Source organism: Methylothermaceae bacteria B42, from assembly GCA_001566965.1.
GTDB lineage: Bacteria > Pseudomonadota > Gammaproteobacteria > Methylococcales > Methylothermaceae > Methylohalobius.
In genome coordinates this window covers 213,321-228,732 of the sequence record LSNW01000014.1, presented here as the reverse complement: position 1 = coordinate 228,732, position 15,412 = coordinate 213,321, and the positions used below count along the sequence as shown (strand labels likewise).

Sequence of the window (15,412 nt, the reverse complement as noted above, 5' to 3'; positions counted from 1 at the left end):
CCCGCTCGGCACTTTTTTTGTAGCACCAATAAGGCGGCGGCTTCTGCCAAGGCCTTTTCCTTGCGATTTAATTCTTTCTCCAGTTGTTTAATCTCATCCCGTAAAGACCTGTCTGATCGGGATTTCCCTGATTGTTCGGCTTTATCGGCTTTTTTAACAAACTCGTCTTTCCAACGATCAAGATGATGCGGAAAAATACCTTGTTGACGGCAAAAGGCATTCAACGCCTCACCTTCTAAAGCGGCGCTTTCCATTAATAAAGCAAAACGCTCTGCCATTGACCTATCAACTGGGCGTTTATTCATCGGGGTGTCTGTCATAGGCGTTGTTCGAGGTTTCTTTAGCCAGTTTTTAAGGGTAAACAAGTTTACATTCAATTCATCAGCGATACCCTGTATCGTTTTATCACCACGTTGCAATACTTTTGTTATGGCTTGTTCTTTAAATGCGTCACTATAACGTTGGGACATCGTTTAATTCCTCTGTTTTATAGAGGCGACAACTAGTCTGACGCAGGGGGGTCGCCGTCGGCTAGTAGTTATAGTAGTCCACATCGTGAACATGACAGGTACGCCTACAGGGGAGACTTGCACCCCATCAGTTCATGCCCATGGCGGGCGTACTCAATACGCTCGTTCGGACGCAAACTACGCTGTGCTTCGTTAGCGCCGCATAGCTTTAACGTTAGCGCAATAAGTACCATTTTTTGTTGAATATTGACATCCAGCCATAATATAGTACCATAAAAGGACTGGAGGTGATTGTTATGAAAATTTCTACTGATATCAAGCCAATATCATTCCTGAAGTCCAAGGCTGCTGATATGTTAAAGCAGGTAAATGAAACTCACCGGCCCATCATCATTACACAAAATGGTGAACCGAGAGCCGTGCTTCAAGATCCCGAAAGTTACGAAAATATGCGGAACGCCATAGGATTAATGAAATTGATATCCTTGGGTGAGGAGGACATCCTAAAAGGAAAATCAAAAACGCAAGACCAAGTATTTTCTGATTTAGAGAAACTGGTTGATTCCTGATTAATGGCAAGAAATTATAAGGTGCTATGGGCACAAGCTGCTGAAGAGGATCTGAAGTCCATTATTGAGTATATATGCATTGATAGTCCGTTAGCTGCCAGAGACAGCCTTAAAAAAATAAAAACCAAAGCTTCAAATCTTTGCTCTTTTCCCCAAAGGGGCCGAATTGTCCCAGAGCTTAAGGATCAAGGCATTATTCAATATCGAGAATTGATCATTCCTCCATGGCGGATGATTTACCGCATTTATGAAGAGCAGGTTTATGTGCTATTGGTTATTGATTCCCGGCGAAACATCGAGGATGTTTTGCTTGAGAGACTGGTAAGGAAAAAATAATGCTAACATCTATATGACCGCCTCTTGTCAATAGGCAAAACGAGTTTTTCTCCGAAATAATCGGATTTTTAAAATATACGCTTGTCGTTTCTGCTGCCTTAACTTTTCCTTATTGCGTCAGGCCGTGCCTGCGCACACAAATTTGACCGGATCAAATTTGGACAGCAAGCTGCCCGAAGGGTAAGAGACAGGGATACCGCCATGAATGGCTTTCATAGACAAAGCATGGCCCGAACTTAATCTTTTCCCGAAGGCAAAGAGCCGCCAACCAGTACCAGGAAAACATGCATTCGGCGCCTACCACCAAGTCCCCACGAAACGGTTTGATCGCCTCCTCTGTTTGATGCATTGACATCGTACACTTCATTCGAAGCTTGGATAGTGACCAGTCCACTAAGCCCGTTTACCAGGGGCGGCGGTCATGAGTAAGTATCAACTGCTACGCTCACTTGGATGCGCTTGACGCGCGCCACATATGCGAATCGTTTGGGTATGTGGGAGGGATAGTGCCGAAACGAAATCCTAAGTCGCCCTGGAATCCAGCAAGTACTGTGGACATATCGCCCGAAGAGTATGAGAAGCAGGTTGTTGGTTGGCTACGGGATGCCGGTGGAATGCTCGACAAATTTGAGGTGAAGCATCTTAGCCACCTATGCGGCGCTGGCGGAGACTATGAGTTCGATGCGGTTGCCCAGCTCACCATTTTAAATGGTGCTCAGATAGTTGTTCTAGTGGAGTGCAAACGTTATAGCAGACCAGTTGAAAGGGAAAAGCTACTCTCCCTATGGGCGAAAATGTAGGATGTAAAGGCGCATAAGGCGATGATTTTCGCCACATGTAGCTTTCAATCCGGAGCGCTCAAATTTGCAAAGATATACGGTATCGCTACTGTGGCCTTCATCGAAGGTGTGTTCCTGTATAAAACCAAAGACGCAGGGCCATCCGCGCCACCGCCTTCTTGGGCTGGCTTGCCGGATTATATCGGGATCTTCATGAATCAAGAAAATGACCGGATTTCATGCAGTACTATTTATCTGAAGAATACGGAGGTTCTGAGTAAATAGCTTCAGTCATTATAAAACTCCCACTCGGGTAAGGGCGTGCTTCTAACCCGTCCTCCCCACACCACCAAACATGCGGGTCCGCTACTCAAGCGGTTCACAAGAAGGGAGCACACGGCGAGATCAGGCATACCCATGCGCTTTCATCCAGAGATCAAGCCCTGGCGTTTGCCTGTTCCCAGAGCCAGTAGGTTGCGAACCTTAGTACGCACGTTACGATCTACTTCCCTGTAGATCTCCCTTCGGGCCAGCCTGCGGCTGTTCCAAATCGCTCCCGGCGATTTTTCAGTCCAAGCCAGCGTTCAGCCGCGCCTATCCTGCGCCATCAGCCGGGATGCTGGTGAAATATTCGGGGTAGGGAAACACTGAATTATTCAGCGATTCTTTAATTTCACTAAACTAAGCCCCATCCCACACAAGAAGCACACCCGCTTCTTTGTCCTTGGCGGCAAAAGGTTCGCAAACCCAAAAATCCGCCACCGCGGCCAGTTTGCCATCAATATAAATCAATGGCGCCCGCTCTCTGAGCCAGGGAGGGATGCGGAATTCCTGGAATAGTTTTTTCAGGCTGCGATGCCCTTGGCGGTTAGGCAAGCGGCAGACTTCTCCGCCCTGGCGGTAGCGGACTTCTTTTCTTCCATGTTGCCAGTATTTGAGTACGATGCCCTGACCGGTTGCAGGCCGTGTCTTGAGGGTGCCGTTTCCTTCCAATACCAATGGCGAATTTCCCGTCCATAGATAATTTTTCCGTGGGAATAGCTGGTAGGGAGAAAGAACATAGAGCTTATCGTCGTAGCGGCGAATTTCCCCTTCTTTCCATACCACTTTGGGCATACGATCGTGTTTGGCGCCGATGACTTCGGTCAAAACTCTTCGGATAAAGGGCTCGGGCGGCAACCTAAAGCCATGTTTTTGCAGCCAGGCGCGTAACAACAAGCGCTGATGGGGAGGAGTGAATTGAGTGATAGCATCAATTTTCAAACCACCGTCATCGGCTTCTGCCGTCTCCAACATTTGCGCTGAAACTTCCGCCAAAATGCCGTGAGCTTCACAACAATGGCGGGCGCTGCGAGAGATGGCGCGGGCATAGGCCGGCCAGCGCTTGGCTATTAGCGGGAGAACCTGATGGCGGAGAAAATTGCGGTCGAAGGATAAATCTTGATTGCTGGGATCTTCCAGCCATGTCAGATGATGGGATTCGGCGTATTCCTTCAAGGCACTACGGGGAATACCCAGCAAAGGCCGCAGGAGTTTCCCCTTTCCAAGAGGCGCGGCAATAGGCATGCCGGCCAGGCCCGCAGGACCGGCGCCCCGTAGCAGTTGCAGCAACACGGTTTCGGCTTGGTCGTCTTGGTGTTGGGCAAGGAGCAGCCCTTCGCCGGGCTCAAGATGTTGAGACAGGGCCTGGTACCGGGCGTTCCTCGCTGCTTCTTCCGGGCTTTGGCCTGGCGCGGCTTCGGCGTTGACAGTAATAATCCGGATAGGAAGATTGAGTGATGCGCACGTTCGGCGGCAATGTTCAGCCCAAGCGGATGAATCGGGTTGCAGGCCGTGGTTGATGTGGATGGCGGCGAATGGCCACAGGTCTTGCAAGCGGGAGCAAAGATACAGCAACGCATGGGAATCCAGGCCCCCGCTGTAAGCAATCTTGAAATGGGAAAGGGAAGTTTCTTCGAGAAAGCGCCTTAAATGCTGAAGCAGATCGGTCATGCACTCTCTTCGGTGTATACCCCGTAACTCATGAGCCGCTGATAACGTTCATCCAGCAGTTTTTGCAGCGGCCTTTTTTCCAGCTGATCCAGATGCTTTAGCAGGGCTTCCTTAATATTGGCCGCCGCCTTTTTCTTGTCCCGGTGGGCGCCCCCCAGAGGTTCTGGAATAATCTCGTCAATCAATCCCAGCTCTTCCAGACGCTCAGAAGTAATGCCCATGGCTTCTGCCGCCAACTCGGCCTTGTCGGCGCTTTTCCAGAGAATGGAAGCGCAACCTTCCGGGGAGATGACCGAATAGGTACTGTATTGCAGCATCAATAACCGGTCACCGACACCGATGGCCAACGCCCCGCCGGAACCGCCTTCTCCGATGACGGTGCAGACAATGGGGGTTTTAAGCTGGGCCATGACAAACAAATTGCGGGCGATAGCTTCACTTTGCCCCCGTTCTTCGGCATCAATGCCAGGATAAGCTCCCGGGGTGTCAATAAAAGTCACCACCGGCAATTGAAAGCGCTCGGCCATTTGCATGAGGCGCAGTGCCTTGCGGTAACCTTCGGGACGGGGCATGCCAAAATTACGGCGTAGTTTTTCCTTGGTATCGCGCCCCTTTTGCTGGCCGATCACCATCACCGGCCGCCCTTCCAGGCGGGCCAGACCGCCGACTATCGCCGGGTCATCGGCAAAGGTACGATCACCGTGGAGTTCATGGAAATCGGTAAAGATCAGATCAATATAATCCAGTGTATACGGACGCAAGGGGTGGCGGGAAAGTTGGGAAATTTGCCAGGCCGACAGGGAGGAAAAAATGGATTCGGTCAGTTTGCGGCTTTTTTCTTCCAGCCGGGCGATTTCCTCGGAAATATTGATCTCGTTGTCAAAACCAACTCGCTTGAGTTCCTCAATCTTGGCTTCTAAATCGGCAACGGGTTGTTCGAAATCCAGATAGTTCAAATTCATGATGCAGTGAAAATCTCTTCCAGAAAGTTTTGCAGGGAAATCCAGGAGCGTCGGTCCGCTACCGGGTTATAGACGGTGCCAAAGCCAGGATCGTTCGCTTTGGGGTTGGTAAAGGCATGCATGGTGTTGCCGTAAACGTGGACCTGCCAGTCAGCGCCGGCTTCGGTCAACTCTTGTTCCAACGCGACGACATCTTCCACGGGGACCATGGGGTCGTCGTGGCCGTGCAGTACCAACACCTTGGCTTTGATTTTTGTGCCTTGGGTATTTCCCGGCGGATTGAGCAGGCCGTGGAAACTGACGACGCCATTCAAATCCGCGCCAATTCTGGCCAAATCCAGTACACAAAGCCCACCGAAACAAAATCCCATGGCGGCAATGCGTTTGTTATCTACCTGCCGTTGGGCTCGAAGCGCTTCCAGAGCGGCTGACATTCGCCTCTGCAACAAGGCCCGGTCGTCCAAAAAGGGCTGCATGAGCTTGGCATTTTCTTCCGGGCCAGAGCCGACTTTCCCCTCGCCGTAGAGATCCAGGGCAAATCCCGCATAGCCCAACTCGGCAACGGCCTTGGCTTTGTTACAGGCAAAGTCATCCCGCCCCGCCCAGGTGTGGGATACCAATACGCCGGGCATCGGCGCCGTTTGCGCATCATCCCACGCCAACAGGCCAATCAGGCGGGTTTCCCCTTCTTGATATTCCACAGTTTGTGTTTGTATCGTCATCGCGCTGCCTCCTGACATTCATGGATATCCAGACCGTGACGCCAATAATGATCTTCCCGGTCAAACAATCGATTGACTTCCTCCGGCCCCCAGCTGCCTGCTGGATAAGTATGAATGTAATCACGCTCCACTGACCATACTTTCAGAATGGGATCGACCACCTTCCATGCCCATAACACCTCGTCTGAGCGCAAAAACAGGGAGTGATCCCCGTCTATCACATCCAGCAATAAGGTTTCGTATGCCGCCAGCCGGTTGGCGGGCATGCCACAGGTGGAGGCGTCCAATTGAATCTTACGGGCCCGCATTTCGGTGCCGCTTTCCTGAACATACACTTCCGCGCGGATGCACTGTTCAGGCTGGATGCCCAGCAGTAACCAGTTTGGTTCCAGGCGGTTAATGTGGGTTTCCCGGAATAACTGTTGGGGCGGATGCTTGAAACGAATGGCAATCAAGGAACGGTTTTTCGCCAACCGCTTGCCCGTGCGCAGATAGAAAGGCACGCCACGCCAGCGCCAATTATCCAAATAGAGTTTCAAGGCGGCGTAGGTTTCGGTGCTGCTGCTTGGAGGAACCCCCTCTTCTTCCAGATAGCCGGGAACTTCACGACCCTCTATGGTGCCCCGGGCGTATTGGGCCCGGAAAGCGTGGGCGTGCACCGCGCTGGCGGGAATAGGGCGAATGGATTTGAGGACTTTTACCTTTTCGTCCCGCAGCGATTCCGCATCCAGCTGCGGCGGTGGCTCCATTGCCGTCAATGCCAGCATCTGCAACAGGTGACTCTGAAGCATATCACGGAGAGCGCCAGCGCTGTCATAATAACCCGCCCGGCCTTCCACGCCGGAAGTTTCCGCATGGGTGATCTGGACGTGATCGATATAGTTACGATTCCACAAAGGCTCCAAGAGTAAATTGGCGAACCGGAAAACGAAAATGTTCTGGACGGTTTCCTTGCCGAGATAGTGGTCAATCCGGTAGATCTGTTCTTCCCGGAAATTGCGGTGGAGGGTGTGATCCAGCAGTTGCGCACTCTCCAGATCGTAACCGAATGGTTTTTCCACCACCAGACGGCGCCAGCCATGGTCTTCCTGGTTCAAATTGACTTCCGCCAAATTGCGGGCTGCCAAAGCATATTGATCCGGTGGAATCGCTAAATAGAAAACAAGATTCGGCGGATACTCGGGAGCAGCCAATACTTCGGCCATGGCCCGATAGTGCTGGGGTTCGCCTAAGTCCAGGGAGATAAATGCCAGGCGCTGGAGAAAGCGGTCCAACAGCTTTTGATCCAGATCCTCAAGCCCTTCCTGTAAATGGCCGATCACCTGCTGGCGCCAGATATCATTGTCCCACTCCCGCCTGCCCAAACCGACGATACGGGTTTGTGGCGCGAGCATGCCAGCGGCATCCAGGCGGTACAGCGCAGGCAATAATTTGGTGCGCGCCAAATGCCCCGTGACGCCAAAAATGATAAAAGTGCAGGCTTTATCCATCAAGGCTAGGGCATGCTGCGCTGCATTTGACTTTGAATGTGATTCAGCAGACCTTCGCAGGCATCTTCAATCATATCCATTACCCGCTCGAAACCGATATCACCTCCGTAAAAAGGGTCGGGCAGGTTGCGGGTTTTCAAATGGGGGGCGAAATCGAGGAAATATTTCAATTTCCCTTGATGCCGTTTGGCACAAATGAAAGTGAGTGCGTCGTAGTTTTGCTCATCCATGACCAAAACCATATCAAACTCGTCGAAATCCCCGGCGCTCACTTGCCGGGCTTGTTGGTTTTGCAAATCGATTCCCCGGGCCCGGGCAGTCTGAACCGCCCTGGGATCGGGCGATTTACCCACATGATAGGCATGGGTACCGGCAGAATCTATCAGCACTTGATCGGCCAGCCCATGCTTTTCCAGGAGCTTTTGAAAGACACCTTCCGCCATGGGAGAACGGCAGATATTCCCCATGCAAACAAACAAAATTTTTACCATGACAGTACCTCTAACTTTTTAATCCGGTTCACTACTGGCCAGACAGCGTTCCACTCTTTCCAAGTCTTCCAGCGTATCGACGCCAGCCTCTGGCGCCTGCGCCACCGTGACTACATATATCTGTTCACCGTGCCATAACAGCCGTAATTGTTCAAGCGCTTCGATTTCTTCTATCGGCGCCTTCGGCCAGTTGACATAGCGTTTTAAAACACCAGCCCGATAAGCGTAAACACCAATGTGGCGCAAATAGTGTTGAAGATGGATATCGATTGGTTGCCGGGCAAATCCGTCCCGGTCCCACGGGATAGGCGCCCGGCTGAAATACATGGCGTACCCATCCTGATTGAGCACCACTTTGACCGCATGGGGATTAAAGATCTCATCTTCCGCCAACGGCGCGGCAAGGGTGGCCACAGCAGCAGCTGGATGCGACTCCAGGGAATGGGCCAGGTGATTTACCAGGGCTGGCGTCAGGAGGGGCTCGTCCCCTTGCCAGTTCACGACGATGACGTCCTCATCCCATCCGCAACGAGCAGCTACTTCAAAAAGACGCTCGGTACCGCTTTCATGCCCCGGATCGGTCAGCATTGCCCGCACACCGGTTGCGGAAACCACTTCTGCTATCTGCTCATGATCGGTGGCTACAATCACTTCCTCGGCATCGGCGGCCAAGGCTTGTTCACACACGTGCACAATCACCGGTTTTCCCGCCAGAGGCATCAATAATTTCCCGGGCAGCCGGGAGGAATCATGGCGGGCGGGGATCACAATTTTAAATTGGGTCATGATTTCAATTGGTCGTATTCTTCCAAAGTCAATTTGCGGGCCTCTTCTTCCAGCATGACGGGAATATCATCCCGGATGGGATAGGCCAACCGGTCCGCCTTACATATCAATTCCTGGGCCCCGGAATCGTAAATCAATTTGCCCTTGCATACGGGGCATACCAGAATATCAAGCAGTTTTCTGTCCATCCAAACCCTTCCTCAACAATTGCAAAATACGGATACCAAACTTTTCATCGATTTCTGTTTCCACCGGGACATACCAGTGGTTTTCCCTGGCAAAAGCAAAACACTTGACGGCATCTTTTTCGGTCATCAATACCGGCAGTCCATCGGAAAAACAAATATCCTTGTCATTATACCGGTGATGGTCGGGAAAAACGTGGGGGATCACCTCAAGCCCCGAACTTTGTAGATCCTGAAAAAAACGCTGGGGATGCCCAATGCCTGCAACGGCGTGCACCGGCCTGCCTTGAAATGCTTCCAAGGAGAACACTCGTGAGGGATGACAAAGATTGACCGCCTTTCGCCCCTTCAAGCCCATGGCCCATTCCCCAGGTTGACCGCGGCCATTACTGACAATCAAATCAGCTTCTTTAAGGCGTCCGGGTGGCTCCCGCAAGGGCCCAGCCGGCAATAACCTGCCATTGCCGAAACGCCTGACACCGTCAATGACAATGATTTCAATCTCACGGGGAAGCGCATAATGTTGCAAGCCATCGTCACTGAGAATGACCTGGCAAGGATAATGATTGACTAGCCATTGCGCCGCTTGTCGCCGCTTTCTTCCTGCCACCACCGGGCACCCACAGCGCCTAGCCAGAAGCACCGCCTCATCGCCGACGAGGGAAGGATCAGAAGTTGTGGTCACGACTATGGGATTTTTTTCATCCCCCCCGTGTCCACGGCAAATGACGCCCGGTTTTATGCCTTGGGCATTTAAAAACCGCGCCAGCCAAATCGCCAATGGAGTTTTACCCGTACCACCCACGGTAAGATTGCCCACCACAATGACCGGTATGGCAAGATCTTGGGATGGAAAGAGAGTATAAAACCAGCGCCGGTATTGGATTAAAACCCCAAAAACAAACGCACAGACCTTTAGCCCCCAAGGCACGGGACGGTTGCCATACCAAAGATCTTCAAGCCAACGGGCTAAACGCCCTTGGAATGACAAGGCTGCTGATCTCAGCCGGTCAACGGCGTTATTCTTGGGACTCGGAAGCGGTTTGCGTGGCAAAGGAAATGTGGATTAAGCCCACTTGACGCGCCGCATCGAGAGCTCGAATCACTGCCTGATGGGGGGTCTTCTTGTCCGCGGAAATGACAACCAGGGGCCTGGGACCTTGTCCTTTGGCTCTGGCGAGGGCTCTTTTGAGGGTTTCAATCCGGGTATTGACCAATTGATGCCGGTTAATGTAATAACGGCCTTGCGGATCAATCACAATATCGAGGGTTTCGCGTTCGGCTTGCTTTTGGCCTTTGGCTTCCGGCAAATTGATTTTGAGGGCGGATTCTTTCTGAAAGGTGGTGGTCACCATAAAAAAGATCAGCAGCAAAAAAACCACATCTATCATCGGCGTCAAGCTAATTTCCACGGCGCTGCGGCGATGACGGCGAAAGTTCATCCGTGGGCCTCCTCAAGCACAACTTCCTCTTTATTATCGGCTTCTTCCTGAGAATTCGCCGACGGGGATTCATTGTGCATCACCTCAACCAAACGTAATGCCTCATTCTCCATTTGCATCACCAACTCATCCACCCTACGCTCGAAATAACGGTGGAAAATCAATGCGGGGATAGCCACGGACAAACCCGCCGCCGTGGTAATCAAGGCTTCTGAAATACCGCCCGCCAAAACCTGCGGATCCCCCACCCCTGCCGAGGTAATCGCTGAAAATACCTTGATCATGCCAAAAACGGTTCCGAGCAGGCCAATCAACGGGGTGATGGAAGCTATGGTTCCCAAGGCATTTAGAAACCGTTCCAATTCATGCAATACCTGCCGGCCGGCATCTTCGATTGCTTCTTTCATCACCTCACGGCCGTATTGATAATTGGCAAGGCCTGCCGCCAGAATTGCGCCCAAGGGCGAACCACTCTGCAATTGCCGCAGGCGGGTATGATCCAACTGATTCCGGCGATACTGCTTCCAGACCTGGGAAACCAGGTGGGGAGGTATGATTTTTTGGGTTCGAAGGCTCCAAAAACGCTCACAAATAATTGCCGTGGCCAAAATGGAACAGGCCACAATGGGCCACATAAGCCACCCACCCGCTTGAAGAATCTCAATCACGTTTTTCCCCCTGGCTTGCAGCAAATAAATTATTACTGGATTTGAACGGCCAACAGCGAAGCGGTTCCTTCACTCGAAACCGCTTCGCTGCCTATTTAAAGGAATTATAGCAATTGATTGAAAATTTCGATGGCTTTGTCCCAATGTTCCGTCTGAGGATTTTTTACTGTAGGATCGATGATTTTAAAGGTTTTAGCCAAGGCAAAAGTCAACCCCCCGACAATTTCGGGTAACTTTGCCTCAACCTCGTCGCTATAATCCAATTCCAGCGTGGGTAAAGTGGCCAATTGGTCCAAAATCGGCTTTAATTCCAAGGCCAAATCCATTTTCTTGAATTGGTGGATACTTTCCTGCAATCCCTTGGTGAGCGGCAAGTCATAAACTTGGATGATATCACGGCCATTGGCCTTCGCCGTAACCACCCCCATCAACAAAAGATCGTGCAGCTTTTGATTGAGAAAGTCGGACATTCGCTTTAAATCCGACTTATCCACATCCAGTGATGCCGCCTCGCGGAAAAAACGCTCAAATTGACTGATTCCCATAATACTCATTGACTATTCCCCTTTAAATATTGAAAAAATTGATTATTCAGTGTCCACTAAGTATCTGTGGGCGATGATTAACGTTTACAAGTATTTTTTCTCCCTTGCTAAAAATTCACCCCCACTCAGTTCTAAGGGTGTCGCAATAGGCGACAACCTCCGCGATGCAGGGATGCATCGCCATTTTCGATGGCCATAAGCCATAGAAAATGGAGGTATCGCAAAAGCCCAAGGATGGGCTTTTGCGATACCCTCGTTCTGACAGAAGGACGGTGGACAAATTGATGGGGAGCAAGATAGGGCATCCCCCCGATGCCGTGAATTTGTCATAATAGCATTTTGACCACTTCAATCTTTAAGCAAAATTATGACCGCACCTAAACCTTTGATAGGGATCGTCATGGGTTCCAAGTCTGACTGGGACACCATGCGCCATGCCGCGGACACACTAGAGCAACTCTCTGTGCCTTTTGAAGTCAAAGTGGTTTCCGCCCACCGAACACCAGATTTGCTTTTTGACTATGCAGCATCCGCCAAAACCCGGGGCCTCGAGGTAATCATTGCCGGCGCTGGCGGAGCAGCCCATTTACCGGGAATGATGGCGGCGAAAACCGCTTTACCCGTCCTGGGCGTCCCAGTCAAATCAAGGGCCTTGAATGGCTTGGATTCATTACTTTCGATTGTGCAAATGCCGGCAGGCATTCCTGTAGGGACCTTGGCCATTGGCGATGCCGGCGCTACCAATGCAGGACTCCTGGCGGCGGCAATCTTGGGCAATAAATATCCGGAAATCGCCACCGCCGTGGAAGCGTTTCGTCACCGCCAGTCAGAAACGGTACTGGCCCATCCCGATCCCCGGGAGGAGCAGCCATGAATATTGGCATCATCGGTGGTGGTCAGCTAGCGCGGATGTTGGCGTTGGCAGGTTACCCATTAGGCCTGCGCTTTGTGGTACTCGATCCTGCGGAAGATGCTTGCGCGGCCCAATTATGCAATCACATCCAAGCCCCCTACGATGACCCCGACGCTTTAGCGCAAATGGCAGAATGTTGTGATGTGATTACCTACGAATTCGAAAATGTTTCCTTGGCAGGCCTGGATAAAATTGCGGAAAAGGTGCCGGTTTACCCCTCTTCACGGGCATTAGCCGAGAGCCGGGACCGGCTGCGGGAAAAAACCCTGTTTCAAGCGCTTGATATCCCCACCCCCAAATTCATGGCCATCGATCATTTTGACGAGTTGGAAAATGCCTCCAAGTCGTTGGGTTGGCCTTTTCTGCTTAAAACCCGCCGCTTTGGGTATGACGGCAAGGGCCAGTATTTGCTCCACAATGCTGGCGATATAAAGCCCGCCTGGGATGCACTGGCAGGTCAACCTTTGATTGGGGAAAGCTTCGTACCTTTCCAGCGCGAGGTATCAATAATCGCGGCGCGCCGAAAAAACGGTGAAACCGCCTTTTATCCCCTCTCGGAAAATCAGCATCAAAACGGCATTTTACACCTGTCCCGCTGCCGTCCTGACGACCCCCAAACCCAGCCAGCGGAAGATTACATCCAGAGACTACTGGAAGCCATGGACTATGTTGGGGTAATGGCCTTGGAGCTTTTTGAAGTCCACGGTCGGCTCCTGGCCAACGAAATGGCCCCCAGAGTTCACAATTCCGGCCACTGGACCATTGAAGGCGCGGAAACCAGCCAGTTTGAAAATCACCTCCGCGCCATTCTCGACCTACCCCTTGGCGACACGGAGCCTGTGAATTATTCGGCCATGATCAATTTCATCGGCGTTTTGCCAGAACTTTCCGACTTACTGGAACAACCTGGCGTCCACTGCCATGTCTACAGCAAGGCGCTACGTCCCGGCCGCAAGGTTGGCCACGCCACTGTTCGCGCACCCACCAAAGCGGGATTGGAAACCCGCCTCACTCATCTGCTCAAATTGCTTCCTTAGAGGTTTAACCAAGGTACTTTCATGGCGAATATCCGCATCGAACGATTGCATGGCCCGGGAACAACGCCTGCCCCCGAACCCGTCATTCCTTGGTTTCGTACCCGGCGTTTCATTATCTTCGCGACGATTTTTTTGATCGCAGCGATCGTTGGGCTATTGATTGTCTTTCTCCGCCCCCCCATATATAGAGCCAGCGCTTCCCTGCTGACTACCGCGGCGCCGCCTGCCGATTATATGGAGCCCCGGCATTTTGTTTCTGAGAACCCATCGGAAACAGTGGGTGTGACCGTGGACCCTCAGCACGTGGCGATCCAGCGCGTCATTCTAACGGCGCAACCCTTGTTAATGGAAACCATTCGTCTGCTTGAACTGGAAGGCTGGATTCCCGAAGGCGGGCTCACGCCCGCGGACATCAAGCAAATGTTATCGGTGGAACCTGTACCCGCTACCAATCTGGTGGAACTTAGGGCCGAAGGCACCAATCAGGATCTCTTGGCGCCCCTGGTCAATACCTGGATTGATGTATATATAGATACCCGGGCAAGGGAAATCCGGGCCACCACGGGTGCGACACTAGAAGCCCTCAAGGAACAACTGGGCACTTTGGAAGGCAAAATAGAAATCAAGCGGCAAAAACTGGCAGAATACCGCCGCCGTTATGACATTGCATCTCTGGAGCGGGAAGAAAACGTAGCTCTGGCGCGCCTCAAGGGTTTGATGGAAGCCATGAATACCGCCAGCGAGGAAGAAGTTCAAGCCAAAGCGCGGTTGGATGCCATCCGCCAACAAATTGCCGCCGGCAAGCCAGTGGTACCGGAGAGTGACGAACGCGTCCTCGCTGCCCTGGAAACCCGAGCCCAGGAACTGAGTGAAACCCTCACCGCCCTGAAAAAACAATTCACGCCGCAGTATCTTCGCCTGAATCCGCAATATCGCGTCATCCCCAAACAGCTCGAGGAGGTGCAAGAAAAAATTGCCAAGCTTGCCCGCCATGGGCAAAAAATCGTCCTCAGCGAGGCTGAGCAAGCCTACGCCACCGCCCGCCAATCGGTTCAGAAAATCCAGCAGCAAATCCAGGAACAAAAAAAATTGGCGACCGAATTCAGCACCCGCTTCACCGAACACGAGGCCCTGCTGGAAGAACTCAAGCAAATGGAACTCCGCCAACGGGAATTGCAAGACCGGATTGCCCAACTGGAAATCAAGCAACTGGAAAAATATCCCCAGGTGGAAGTGGTGGAGCGGGCTTACCGTCCGACTCACTCCATCCGTCCCCATTACTGGCGCGATGCCGGCTTCACCCTCGCCGGCTCCTTGGTACTAGGGTTGTTGGCGGTTTGGCTGGCGGAATATTTATCCCACAAAGATGAGGAAGAAGCTCAAACCCAATTGACGTTATCCGGGGTCCATGTTTATGCCAAACCCAACAACAATGAGCATCTCAATCACAACCCGCAAACTCACTCGACGCCACCAATAGAACATCAAGAAGCGCCTAGCGCCCTGGCTGCGCCTTTACCACGAGAACTCACCCTGAATGAAATTGAAACCATGCTGGCGGGCTCCGACTTGAGCACCCGCCAGTGCATTGCATTCCTGCTGAGCGGGCTGCTCCCGGAAGAAGTGATTCAATTATCCCCTGGCGACATCGAAATCGGTCAGGAAAAAATCCGGGTGCCGGGTGAATATCACCGCAGCCTGCCCCTGGCGCCCCGGTTGAAAGCCTGGATGGCCGCCAGCGGCGGCAACCCGCTGGTGCCTGACCGCACCGACGATTTGAATAAACAAATTTATTTAAGCGCGGTCGATGCGGGCCTGGATCAACCGGAAACTATCAACGCCAGAGCAGTCCGCCATACTTACCTATTGTATCTGATCAAACAGGGCATCAAAATCAGTCATCTGGAGAAAGCCGCCGGTCCCATTCCACTGCTGGAACTTTCCACCTATGGCAGGATGTCTCCGCCGGGATCCGGTCTCTCCATGGAAAAGATCCATTTGGTTCATCCTTGCTTGGAAGGTTAA

General features: G+C 52.1%; 19 protein-coding genes. 7 read left to right on the top strand and 12 right to left on the bottom strand.

Annotation, left to right across the window (positions count from 1 at the left end; genetic code table 11):
* A partial coding sequence (locus tag AXA67_07800; GenBank protein ID KXJ41130.1) for a hypothetical protein occupies positions 1-470 on the bottom strand: 470 nt, incomplete at its 3' end.
* A gap of 296 nt (positions 471-766) precedes the next feature.
* Between AXA67_07800 and AXA67_07795 the strand changes: the two genes are divergently transcribed.
* The 4 genes from AXA67_07795 (at position 767) to AXA67_07780 (ending at position 2,439) form a co-directional block, all read left to right on the top strand.
* The gene (locus tag AXA67_07795; protein ID KXJ41115.1) at positions 767-1,039 is read left to right on the top strand and encodes a prevent-host-death protein; all 273 of its coding nucleotides are present in this window, start codon (positions 767-769) and stop codon (positions 1,037-1,039) included.
* Positions 1,040-1,042: 3 nt separating this feature from the next.
* Positions 1,043-1,375, top strand: a complete 333-nt coding sequence (locus AXA67_07790; GenBank protein ID KXJ41114.1) for a plasmid stabilization protein — start codon at positions 1,043-1,045, stop codon at positions 1,373-1,375.
* A gap of 551 nt (positions 1,376-1,926) precedes the next feature.
* Positions 1,927-2,175, top strand: a complete 249-nt coding sequence (locus AXA67_07785; GenBank protein ID KXJ41113.1) for a hypothetical protein — start codon at positions 1,927-1,929, stop codon at positions 2,173-2,175.
* A gap of 21 nt (positions 2,176-2,196) precedes the next feature.
* Complete coding sequence (locus tag AXA67_07780) at positions 2,197-2,439, top strand: hypothetical protein (GenBank protein KXJ41112.1); 243 nt, start codon at positions 2,197-2,199, stop codon at positions 2,437-2,439.
* A 396-nt stretch (positions 2,440-2,835) separates the two neighbouring features.
* Here AXA67_07780 and AXA67_07775 read toward each other — a convergent pair whose 3' ends face one another.
* From AXA67_07775 to AXA67_07725, 11 genes are all read right to left on the bottom strand, one after another.
* Entirely contained in the window at positions 2,836-4,146 is a 1,311-nt protein-coding gene (locus tag AXA67_07775; protein ID KXJ41111.1) for a hypothetical protein, read from the bottom strand.
* A complete protein-coding gene (locus tag AXA67_07770; protein KXJ41110.1) occupies positions 4,143-5,108 on the bottom strand; it encodes an acetyl-CoA carboxylase subunit alpha in 966 nt (321 codons plus the stop codon). The genes AXA67_07775 and AXA67_07770 overlap by 4 nt, the downstream gene beginning before the upstream one ends.
* Positions 5,105-5,830, bottom strand: a complete 726-nt coding sequence (locus AXA67_07765) for a carboxymethylenebutenolidase (protein KXJ41109.1) — start codon at positions 5,828-5,830, stop codon at positions 5,105-5,107. Before AXA67_07765 ends, AXA67_07770 begins: the two co-directional genes overlap by 4 nt.
* Positions 5,827-7,320 carry a glucose-6-phosphate dehydrogenase gene (locus AXA67_07760; protein ID KXJ41108.1) on the bottom strand — a complete coding sequence of 498 codons (1,494 nt, stop codon included), beginning with the start codon at positions 7,318-7,320 and terminating at the stop codon, positions 5,827-5,829. The genes AXA67_07765 and AXA67_07760 overlap by 4 nt, the downstream gene beginning before the upstream one ends.
* Before the next feature lie 5 nt (positions 7,321-7,325).
* Positions 7,326-7,811 (bottom strand): phosphotyrosine protein phosphatase, encoded by a 486-nt coding sequence (locus AXA67_07755; GenBank protein KXJ41107.1) that lies wholly within the window; start codon positions 7,809-7,811, stop codon positions 7,326-7,328.
* An 18-nt stretch (positions 7,812-7,829) separates the two neighbouring features.
* Positions 7,830-8,597: a 3-deoxy-manno-octulosonate cytidylyltransferase gene (locus AXA67_07750; GenBank protein ID KXJ41106.1), complete on the bottom strand. Its 768-nt coding sequence runs from the start codon at positions 8,595-8,597 to the stop codon at positions 7,830-7,832.
* Entirely contained in the window at positions 8,594-8,785 is a 192-nt protein-coding gene (locus AXA67_07745; GenBank protein KXJ41105.1) for a tetraacyldisaccharide 4'-kinase, read from the bottom strand. The genes AXA67_07750 and AXA67_07745 overlap by 4 nt, the downstream gene beginning before the upstream one ends.
* A complete protein-coding gene (locus AXA67_07740; protein ID KXJ41104.1) occupies positions 8,766-9,773 on the bottom strand; it encodes a hypothetical protein in 1,008 nt (335 codons plus the stop codon). The genes AXA67_07745 and AXA67_07740 overlap by 20 nt, the downstream gene beginning before the upstream one ends.
* Before the next feature lie 28 nt (positions 9,774-9,801).
* Positions 9,802-10,224 carry a biopolymer transporter gene (locus AXA67_07735; GenBank protein KXJ41103.1) on the bottom strand — a complete coding sequence of 141 codons (423 nt, stop codon included), beginning with the start codon at positions 10,222-10,224 and terminating at the stop codon, positions 9,802-9,804.
* Positions 10,221-10,892, bottom strand: a complete 672-nt coding sequence (locus AXA67_07730) for a biopolymer transporter ExbB (protein KXJ41102.1) — start codon at positions 10,890-10,892, stop codon at positions 10,221-10,223. The genes AXA67_07735 and AXA67_07730 overlap by 4 nt, the downstream gene beginning before the upstream one ends.
* Positions 10,893-10,996: 104 nt before the next feature.
* Positions 10,997-11,446: a hypothetical protein gene (locus tag AXA67_07725; GenBank protein KXJ41101.1), complete on the bottom strand. Its 450-nt coding sequence runs from the start codon at positions 11,444-11,446 to the stop codon at positions 10,997-10,999.
* Positions 11,447-11,804: 358 nt separating this feature from the next.
* Between AXA67_07725 and AXA67_07720 the strand changes: the two genes are divergently transcribed.
* Genes AXA67_07720 through AXA67_07710 form a run of 3 tightly spaced genes read left to right on the top strand, consistent with a single transcriptional unit; the run spans position 11,805 to position 15,412 of the window.
* A complete protein-coding gene (locus tag AXA67_07720; GenBank protein KXJ41100.1) occupies positions 11,805-12,311 on the top strand; it encodes a N5-carboxyaminoimidazole ribonucleotide mutase in 507 nt (168 codons plus the stop codon).
* Complete coding sequence (locus AXA67_07715; protein ID KXJ41099.1) at positions 12,308-13,387, top strand: 5-(carboxyamino)imidazole ribonucleotide synthase; 1,080 nt, start codon at positions 12,308-12,310, stop codon at positions 13,385-13,387. The genes AXA67_07720 and AXA67_07715 overlap by 4 nt, the downstream gene beginning before the upstream one ends.
* 21 nt (positions 13,388-13,408) lie before the next feature.
* Positions 13,409-15,412 carry a hypothetical protein gene (locus tag AXA67_07710; GenBank protein KXJ41098.1) on the top strand — a complete coding sequence of 668 codons (2,004 nt, stop codon included), beginning with the start codon at positions 13,409-13,411 and terminating at the stop codon, positions 15,410-15,412.